This is a genomic window from Rhizobium sp. RHZ02 (assembly GCF_014851575.1).
Classification (GTDB): domain Bacteria; phylum Pseudomonadota; class Alphaproteobacteria; order Rhizobiales; family Rhizobiaceae; genus Rhizobium; species Rhizobium altiplani.
On the sequence record NZ_JACUZX010000040.1, the window covers coordinates 21,185 to 28,627 of the forward strand.

Here is a 7,443-nt window from a genome sequence, read left to right on the forward strand (position 1 = left end):
TTTCCACAACGATGAGACTGATGACCGGGCAAGCATTGCAAGCCCGGTCTCCGGCCCGGTACTATGTTCTTGCAACACCGAGTCGGAGGAGGCGGATCGATGAGATCAGCGTGGAAACTGATTACTGGGTTGGTATCCCGTGGTAACTCAGAAGGACGTGGTGAGCTCGAGGACGAGACTTCGAAGATACCGCATCCGGGCGCTAAAGACGTCGAAGCCATAACGCTTCCTGACACCGAGGAATCTGAACTCCAGGATTCTCCCCAACTCATTGAAGAGGCTTCCATTGAGCCGTCGGCCGCTCCTTTCGATGGCAGCGTCCAACGATCCGAGCCGCAAGAGAGGATTGTGGCGCCTTCCCGCCTTGCTCTGGCCAACGACGCCGAGCCCGTGCTGGCAACGACAATAAGGCTTGTGACGAAGGACAGGTTGAGCCTGCGAGCGGAACTCTCACATTCAACTGCAGTGCCGAATGCACCTGAAGCTAATGCCAGAAATGCTATCAGCGCGAATGCTAACGGCAGCGGAAAGTCGACCGAACCGGCCACATTGTTGACGAGCGATGCCAACGCAGCCACCACGCCAATCGCAATAGGCCGGAAAGCCGGGGTCGAGCGTATTCGCAAGGTAAGGTCGGCGCAAAGCGCTTCAGGCGTTGAACGGCCCAAGGTGAAACGGCGCTCTTTGCCGATTGCCGAGATCGAAACAGTGCAGGTATCGCCTGAAGCAGCATTCGTTTCCGAAAGCGTAGTGCTAAACAGCGAAATCAATCAGCTGAGACAGGAATTGGCTCAAAAGTTGCGTTTGCAAAACGATCAGCTAAGGCGAATGCTTTCTCGATATGATGCGGGTTGAGCAAGAGCGACTTCAGAACCGGGGACGTCCCGGCCGACGACGCTTTCAGTACCTTTACGGCGTTTTTTAATCTTCGGGCACTTGCGTGCGGTTCTGCGGCCGCGGACAACTAGTCGCTGCAAGATGCATCGTCTGCGGGATAGCCCAATCAGGACGAAATCACGCTGTTTCAGCCAATGCGGGACACGTCCGTCTGCCCCGCACATGCCTTGACAGATTGACCCGTTATGGTTTTGCAACTCGGTCCAGACAGAACCAGACCTGACCTACAAACGCGGAAAATCATGGAAGTACGTCAGTAGCATCTCAAGATCCTAATTTAGCCAAGATCACACGTCGATAGTGTTACGGAGTGGCAACTGGCAGCGGAGAGGGCGCATGTCGAGTTTCGCGAGTGTCGTTCTGTTGATTGGGTCGTCTTTGATCGCTTCTCAGACCTCTGCGGAGGAAGTTGGCATCGAGACGGGGTTGGAGAGAAGCACACCATCTCCTGACCAAGCGTACAATGAACACAAGGATCAAAAGCAAGCTGCAGAAGAACGCGACGGCGAGGTTGCCGAGATGGCCCGCCAGGCGCTATCAAAGGCCCGCTTACTTACCGTTCCTCAGCTAACATCAAAGTGAGCCTGCCTCACAGGGAACCCGCAAAGATGTCGCTTATCGGGCTTGTCCCGCGATTTGCGAGAAACGGTAGCTTTTTCCCAAACGCATCCTGGTCCGGCTCCCGAAAGACATTCGCCGACTTTTCGTTGCATATGCGACGTAACAGATCGGAAGAAACGCATCTCGATTTGCGGTGCTTGAGTTGGTGGCAGCCGCCATCGAGTATTCGGCCTTGAACTGATGACCAACAAAGGCTGAGCCGAGTTTACGAGCGCCGCTGAGCGGAAGGGGTGCTGACACGAGGTGGGTTCCTCAACATTCGCGATTCTCGTATTTTTCCCGTAATGGTTTTCCAGTGCGTAGTCAGCTATCTTGCGTTCCATGGAACGCAAATTGGCCGTCATTCTTGCTGCCGATGTTGTCGGGTTCAGTCGCCTCATGGAGGTGGACGAGGAGCGCACCCACGCGGCCCTTAATACGTGCAATACTGCGATTGCGGGCTTGGTCTCAATGCACTCCGGTCGAATATTCGCTGTAGCCGGTGACAGCTTTCTCGCTGAGTTTGCGAGCCCGGTGGAAGCGATGCGAGCAGCGATTGAATTTCAAGAAGATGTTTCTGGGCGCTCGTTCGACCTACCAGAGGGTCTGCAGGTGAGGTTTCGCATCGGGATCAATCTTGGGGACGTGATTGTCGACGGAGGAAATCTCTTCGGTGATGGTGTGAATGTCGCAGTCCGCCTTGAGGCACTCGCGGAGCCGGGGGGAATCTGCCTTTCTAGCGCTGTCTATGAGCAGGTGGAACAGAAGCTGCCTCTTGGCTACGAGGACATCGGACCTCAGGCGCTAAAGAACATCGTGCGGCCGGTGAAAGCCTATCGGGTGTCTCTTCGCCGAGGGGCGGACACAGTGCTTTCGATCACCGCAACGAGCACTTTCTCATCCAACTGGCTGGTTCCGCGATTGGGCCGCTTCCGAAATGCCAACCCCGATCTCGATATTGAACTGAAAGCGATGAGCCGAGTGGTCGATTTCAGTCGAGAGCCGTTCGATGTGGGAATCCGGGAGGGGCATGGCAAATGGCCTGGCCTTAAGGCTCACCCCTTAATGGATCGGGAGTTCGCCCCGTTTTGTAGTCCGGCTTTCCTGGAGGCGGCGGGTGAAATTAGGGTCCCTTCTGACGTTCTGAAACACCCATTGCTCGACTGGAGGGATGATTGGTGGCTGGACTGGTTTAATGCAGCGGGCGTCGACAGCCCAAAACCGTCATTCTCTCAGAACTTCCAATTTGATACGCAGCTCGCGATTAGCCAGGCCGTAATTTCCGGACAGGGGATAGCTCTTCTTACGCCTATGTTCTTTCAGACCGAAATTCAGTCAGGTCGCTTGGTGCAATTGTTTGATTTGACCGGCCGCCATGGGAAGTTCTGGCTCGTCTATTCGGAAACACGGCAAAACTCTCGCAAAATAGTCGCCTTTCGGGACTGGCTCGTCGGAGAAGTCTAGCGGGCGCTCTAGACAATCGACGGTTCCCAAGAGATGGATGCTCGCGTCTTTCATGTGCGATTTTCGCCCAAAGCATAGGCAGAGCTACGTGGCGTGACCATACGAGAGCCGCTCTGGCTCTTTCCTTTGCCGGGGCAAAACAAAAGCGCCCGCTTGGTAGGACGAGCGCTTCAAACTGCACATTGTCTTCGCGGACTTAGCGAGCGCCAGCTCTTGCGATCCGCTCGATTTCGCCGCGATTAATGCCAAGGTCATGGAGTGAGCGATTGCTCATGCGGCCCAGTTCGGAGACCGTCTGACGATACTTACGCCAATTGATAAAAGAGCGTGCGATGTTCATGATAAATCCCCTTTCCTGGGTTTTCGAAGTCAGCTGCCAGTCCGTGGCGCTTCGATTACTTCGATGTCGCTTATATATGATTGGTCGGACCAATTTTGCAGCGCGAAGACTGGACCTCAGCTATGCGTAGATTGCATGTCGTGCGCAGCGGTGAATGCGGCAAGTCGATGCTCAATGCGATCCGTACGGTTCGCATTGATGCCTGGAACTCGACGGCAGCCAGAAACGGAGCGGGCGATGATCTGCGAAATCCATATGGCCACACTTGGCAGCTGCTATAGCGAATGACTACGGTCTGCGTGATCTCGCGCGGAAAAGCCTGGTGCAATCAGCGCAGTAGCCGCATCTCAATGAGCCGCGCCAACGGGTGGGGACGTTTCGTCCGGCACCACAATTCCAGCGTAGTGGATCGGATTGTCTTTGCGATCCCGAAAGCATCGGCCGAAGGCGGAAACCGAAACATAGGATCCATCTGCCTTTTGTGACCGATAGTGCTGCACCGTTGGGTGTTGCGCGACAATGGCGTCGCTGATCTGTTTAGCCAATACAGCCAAGTCGTCGGGGTGCACACGATCAAGATAGGTTTGTACCGGCAATCCCCGTTCAGTTTCCGCGGGATCGAGACCGAACAACGCGGCGAGGGCACCGTCCGCGTACACGAGGTCCGCGTTCATGTCCCACGTAAACAGGCCGGGGTCAGGCATTCGTTCACCCGAGATATTCGTGACGAATAAGTGCTTTGCGTCCGGCACCGTTGGTCCTCTCGTTTGCCGCTTTGCATAGAATGTCCGTAGCTCGACGTGTCCGCAAGTTGGCCTTTGAGAGAAGAGTATGGCATCCAGAAGTTATGTTGACTTGGCAGCCGGACCGGCGTCCCGCGCAAAGATCTCTCCTACGGCTTCCAGGACCCTACGAATACTGTCGTCTAATGTCGAGTAGTAGATTGTCTGCGCCTTGCGTCGCGTGGTGACTACCCTTGCGGCACGAAATCTTGCGAGATGCTGGGAGAGGGCCGACTGCGAGAGGCCCACCTTGTCTGCGAGTTCATTCACACTGAGTTCGGCGCCGAGAAGATGGGAAGCAATAAGCAGCCGCTTTTCATTAGCGAGGAGAGTGAGCAGCTTCGCGTGCTCAACGAAAACCATTTCATCATGCATTTCAATCCACCATTTAACCACTGCGGCTGACTTATACGTAAGATGGCGTCCAGGCTAGAGATCGCTACATTACTTTTTTGAGATGTATTCGAGCGCAGCTCTGAGACGCGTTCAGTGAACAGCCCGGATTACTGGAATTCCCGCTTCGTCCGCAGCCCGAATGAGTGCTTCGCGTGCTTCCTGCGCCGACAGCTTTCCATGGATTGCGTCAAGGCAGACCTTCACGGCCTCCATGTACTCTTCTCCGTCGTCGGATGGCCATTCACCTATAAGGGCTTCCGCAACCTCTCTCAGGGACCCGACGAGCCTGTATTTTTCCCGACCACCCATCACCAGCATCAGGGGAGCGAAATGATCGCTTCTGTGCCACTTCATTACAAAACGCCTCCGCACGGTAAACACATCATTAACCGAGCAAGAAGTGTTCCAGCTTCACGACCCTTGCTGGAGACTCGACCAGCAGAGGCAGCAACGAAAGACCGTGCTTTGAGCGGGTGCGGAGGCTAACATTCATGACCTCGGTGCAAATGCTACGCGCAAGTTGATGACGCCCGGGCCGCATTGTCACGGCCGCCAACGAACTGGGTCTTCGTATTTTACCGGATGGCATCGCCGGGTTACGACGAGCAAGTTGAAAAAAAGAGGCCCCAATAGGGTGGGGCCTAGATTGATGAGCAGTGCCCGAGAGTGGGCAGCGCTGCGGACAATACGCCTCACGATCGAGGCTCTCAAGCAAAACAACTCTCGTTTACATTTCGTGACGATGAAGCATGACCACACCTTCGCGCTCCGGGCCACTGCTAACCCAAGAAAAGCCAATGCGTTCGGGTCTGCGCAAACCTCGTGATCCAGCTCAGGCGTCGTCCAGACGCTGCGGCGCCGTGTATGATGAGGCAGCGCACAAGCCAATGAACGTGTGCTGGCGGCGACGCGTTGGAAAGACGTTCTCTCGCGAATAGCTTCGTCCTCAAAATGAAAGGGGTGGCCGGGCAGGGAACCCGGGCCACCCCTGGCATCCGACCGGAGGTCCACCCGATCAGAGACTTCCAAGTGCCGCGCCGCGCTGCCTTTCCCCCCGACTTTAACCACGGAGAGAGGTGGAAAACGCGGCGCCGTTCTTAATTAGAATGCCCGCTGGAGGCGGAAGAAGCCCGTCGTGACGTCGTCGATGTTGTCGCCGTCGAGGTAGTTGACGGCTGCCTTGGCGTAGAGGTTGTCGGCGATCTGATAGTCAACCGTCACACCGACCTTCCAAGCGTCGTTGTCCGAGAAGGCGGCGTCGGTAGCGGCGTTAACGACGCGGTACCCGCCGTAGTATTGAACGCCTGGAGTGATCTTCAGCTTGTCGGTCGCCTTGATTGCGTATTCCGCAGCAGTTGCCCACTCGGAAGTGGAGTAATAAGCACCCGGATCGGACGCCCAGACAGCTGCGAGGCCAAGGGTGCCCGGACCAATCGCAACGGTACCCATCGCACGGACTGCGCCGGCTTCGTTGTCGGTGTCGTAACCAGCTGTGACTTGGTAGCTGAATACCCCAGCCTTGCCGCCGATGCCGACTGCTACGCCGACGTTGTTCGGCTGTTCGCTGTTGTAGAACGGGCTATCTTCCAGCTCGTCAACGCTGATGCCGGCGTAGACGTTTTCGGCTTCGTACTGATAACGGATGGAGTTGTGCAGCGTGACCTTGCTGCCGATGTCGTCGGTATCGCCCGAGAGGCCATCGTCCCACCAGCTGTAGAACAGACCGGCGCGGAAGCCAGCGATATCGATATAGGCGGAGTCAAGCAAAGCCGCCTGCGACTTGGCGTTGTCGGCATTCGTCTGCAGGACGATGACACCGGTGAGCGGGCCGTATTCGGTGTCGCACTTGGCGGTGAACTGGACCTGACCACGGGTGTAAGCGTCCCAGTCAGAGTCGTTGGCGACTGTGGTGCCATTGCCGGTGGTTGCGCTGGCATTCGGGCCGGCGCTAACCTGGAAGCGGATGTAACCGCTGATCTTCAGGCAGGTTTCGGTGCCCGGGATGTAGAAGTAGCCGCTGCCGTAAGCGTCGCAAACGCGGACATATTCAACCGGTTCCGGCTCGGCAGCAACGATGGCGTCAGCAGCCTGGGCGCTTGAGATGGCAGCCAAGGCCGCGGTCGTGCTCACAAGGATCATCTTAATATTCATAAATAGTCCAATCTTCTGTCGATTGGGCACAGGTCATCATTGCCGAGAAACGGCTCTACCTACCCAGTTTTCGTGAAAGGCTCTGCGAAGCAATGTGCGTTTGCGCAGAAGCGTGGTGCTCATTCTACCTGAATGAAAAAACTACCAATGACATTGTCTATTTGAAACGTGCACGGATCCCCCTTTGCTATCTATGATTGAGCATTGCCCCCACGGCATCGCCCATGCTCCCCCTGCTATCTATCGTGGTGTTGTTCTCTCCCACAAATTTGAATTGCAAAGAATTTATAAGTTCCCGTTATAGACGGCTTCATCGTCACCATGATCTGACCTGAACCTCCACTGACGCTCCAAATTCCCTTTGAGAGGAGACCTGACCTTCTGTCAGCGGTGAGGTGCGCGAAGTCGCTGTCATGGGCTACAGCGATGCCAAGGAGAGATTCTACTGTCAGCCGCGGCTTTCGATCGTCAGGCCCGAACGGTTTCCACTTGAGGGAGCTACCGTTCTTCTGGACCAGGCTCCATCCAAGGACCCCGGCGAGCGTCCACAACACAGATCCGGGATGTTACGACCGGAGGTCTGTGAGCGACGGGGGGCCATTCAGAAAATTACCCCGTAAGTTCAATCAGTTGTTCGAATTGTCTCGAGATTCCAATAGTCCTGCTTGACGGCGATCTGGTTGGGCATCTATAAGCCCCCTCACTGAACGAGGGCGGCGGCGCTGCTGGCGACGAAGTCCTTCGCTCTCAAGTTTCTTTTAAGATTGGCTTTGGTGCTGATTGGTTCCTTGGACTTTTTGGTTTGAGGCGAGG

Annotated in this window: 9 protein-coding genes; 4 read left to right on the plus strand and 5 right to left on the minus strand. The window is 55.8% G+C overall.

The genetic code is table 11. From position 1 onward, the window contains the following. Nucleotides 1–99: 99 nt before the first annotated feature. The 3 genes from IB244_RS30245 (at nt 100) to IB244_RS30255 (ending at nt 2,961) form a co-directional block, all read left to right on the plus strand. Nucleotides 100–855: a hypothetical protein gene (locus tag IB244_RS30245; protein ID WP_192306688.1), complete on the plus strand. Its 756-nt coding sequence runs from the start codon at nt 100–102 to the stop codon at nt 853–855. A 378-nt stretch (nt 856–1,233) separates the two neighbouring features. Further along, nucleotides 1,234–1,479, plus strand: coding sequence for a hypothetical protein (locus IB244_RS30250; protein WP_025662810.1), 246 nt, complete (start codon nt 1,234–1,236; stop codon nt 1,477–1,479). A gap of 372 nt (nt 1,480–1,851) precedes the next feature. Then, nucleotides 1,852–2,961, plus strand: a complete 1,110-nt coding sequence (locus tag IB244_RS30255) for a LysR substrate-binding domain-containing protein (protein ID WP_192306690.1) — start codon at nt 1,852–1,854, stop codon at nt 2,959–2,961. 196 nt (nt 2,962–3,157) lie between these two features. Here IB244_RS30255 and IB244_RS30260 read toward each other — a convergent pair whose 3' ends face one another. Continuing rightward, nucleotides 3,158–3,301 (minus strand): DUF1127 domain-containing protein, encoded by a 144-nt coding sequence (locus tag IB244_RS30260; protein ID WP_082728620.1) that lies wholly within the window; start codon nt 3,299–3,301, stop codon nt 3,158–3,160. A gap of 122 nt (nt 3,302–3,423) precedes the next feature. Between IB244_RS30260 and IB244_RS30265 the strand changes: the two genes are divergently transcribed. Beyond that, complete coding sequence (locus IB244_RS30265) at nt 3,424–3,582, plus strand: hypothetical protein (protein ID WP_192306692.1); 159 nt, start codon at nt 3,424–3,426, stop codon at nt 3,580–3,582. A 66-nt stretch (nt 3,583–3,648) separates the two neighbouring features. On the opposite strand, the gene IB244_RS30270 is transcribed toward IB244_RS30265, so the two are convergent. The 4 genes from IB244_RS30270 to IB244_RS30285 form a co-directional block, all read right to left on the minus strand. Further along, nucleotides 3,649–4,005: a PAS domain-containing protein gene (locus IB244_RS30270; protein WP_210334357.1), complete on the minus strand. Its 357-nt coding sequence runs from the start codon at nt 4,003–4,005 to the stop codon at nt 3,649–3,651. 141 nt (nt 4,006–4,146) lie between these two features. After that, nucleotides 4,147–4,458: an ArsR/SmtB family transcription factor gene (locus IB244_RS30275; protein ID WP_192306695.1), complete on the minus strand. Its 312-nt coding sequence runs from the start codon at nt 4,456–4,458 to the stop codon at nt 4,147–4,149. A gap of 111 nt (nt 4,459–4,569) precedes the next feature. Beyond that, nucleotides 4,570–4,833, minus strand: a complete 264-nt coding sequence (locus IB244_RS30280; protein WP_192242092.1) for a DUF982 domain-containing protein — start codon at nt 4,831–4,833, stop codon at nt 4,570–4,572. 747 nt (nt 4,834–5,580) lie between these two features. Further along, a complete protein-coding gene (locus IB244_RS30285; protein WP_192306697.1) occupies nt 5,581–6,630 on the minus strand; it encodes a porin in 1,050 nt (349 codons plus the stop codon). Between the last annotated feature and the right edge of the window lie 813 nt (nt 6,631–7,443).

Coding starts and splice junctions, on each gene's coding strand:
- IB244_RS30260 (WP_082728620.1), bottom strand. CDS start 3,301: ATGAACATCGCACGCTCTTTTATCAATTGGCGTAAGTATCGTCAGACG.
- IB244_RS30245 (WP_192306688.1), top strand. CDS start 100: ATGAGATCAGCGTGGAAACTGATTACTGGGTTGGTATCCCGTGGTAAC.
- IB244_RS30265 (WP_192306692.1), top strand. CDS start 3,424: ATGCGTAGATTGCATGTCGTGCGCAGCGGTGAATGCGGCAAGTCGATG.
- IB244_RS30250 (WP_025662810.1), top strand. CDS start 1,234: ATGTCGAGTTTCGCGAGTGTCGTTCTGTTGATTGGGTCGTCTTTGATC.
- IB244_RS30285 (WP_192306697.1), bottom strand. CDS start 6,630: ATGAATATTAAGATGATCCTTGTGAGCACGACCGCGGCCTTGGCTGCC.
- IB244_RS30280 (WP_192242092.1), bottom strand. CDS start 4,833: ATGAAGTGGCACAGAAGCGATCATTTCGCTCCCCTGATGCTGGTGATG.
- IB244_RS30275 (WP_192306695.1), bottom strand. CDS start 4,458: ATGCATGATGAAATGGTTTTCGTTGAGCACGCGAAGCTGCTCACTCTC.
- IB244_RS30270 (WP_210334357.1), bottom strand. CDS start 4,005: ATGCCTGACCCCGGCCTGTTTACGTGGGACATGAACGCGGACCTCGTG.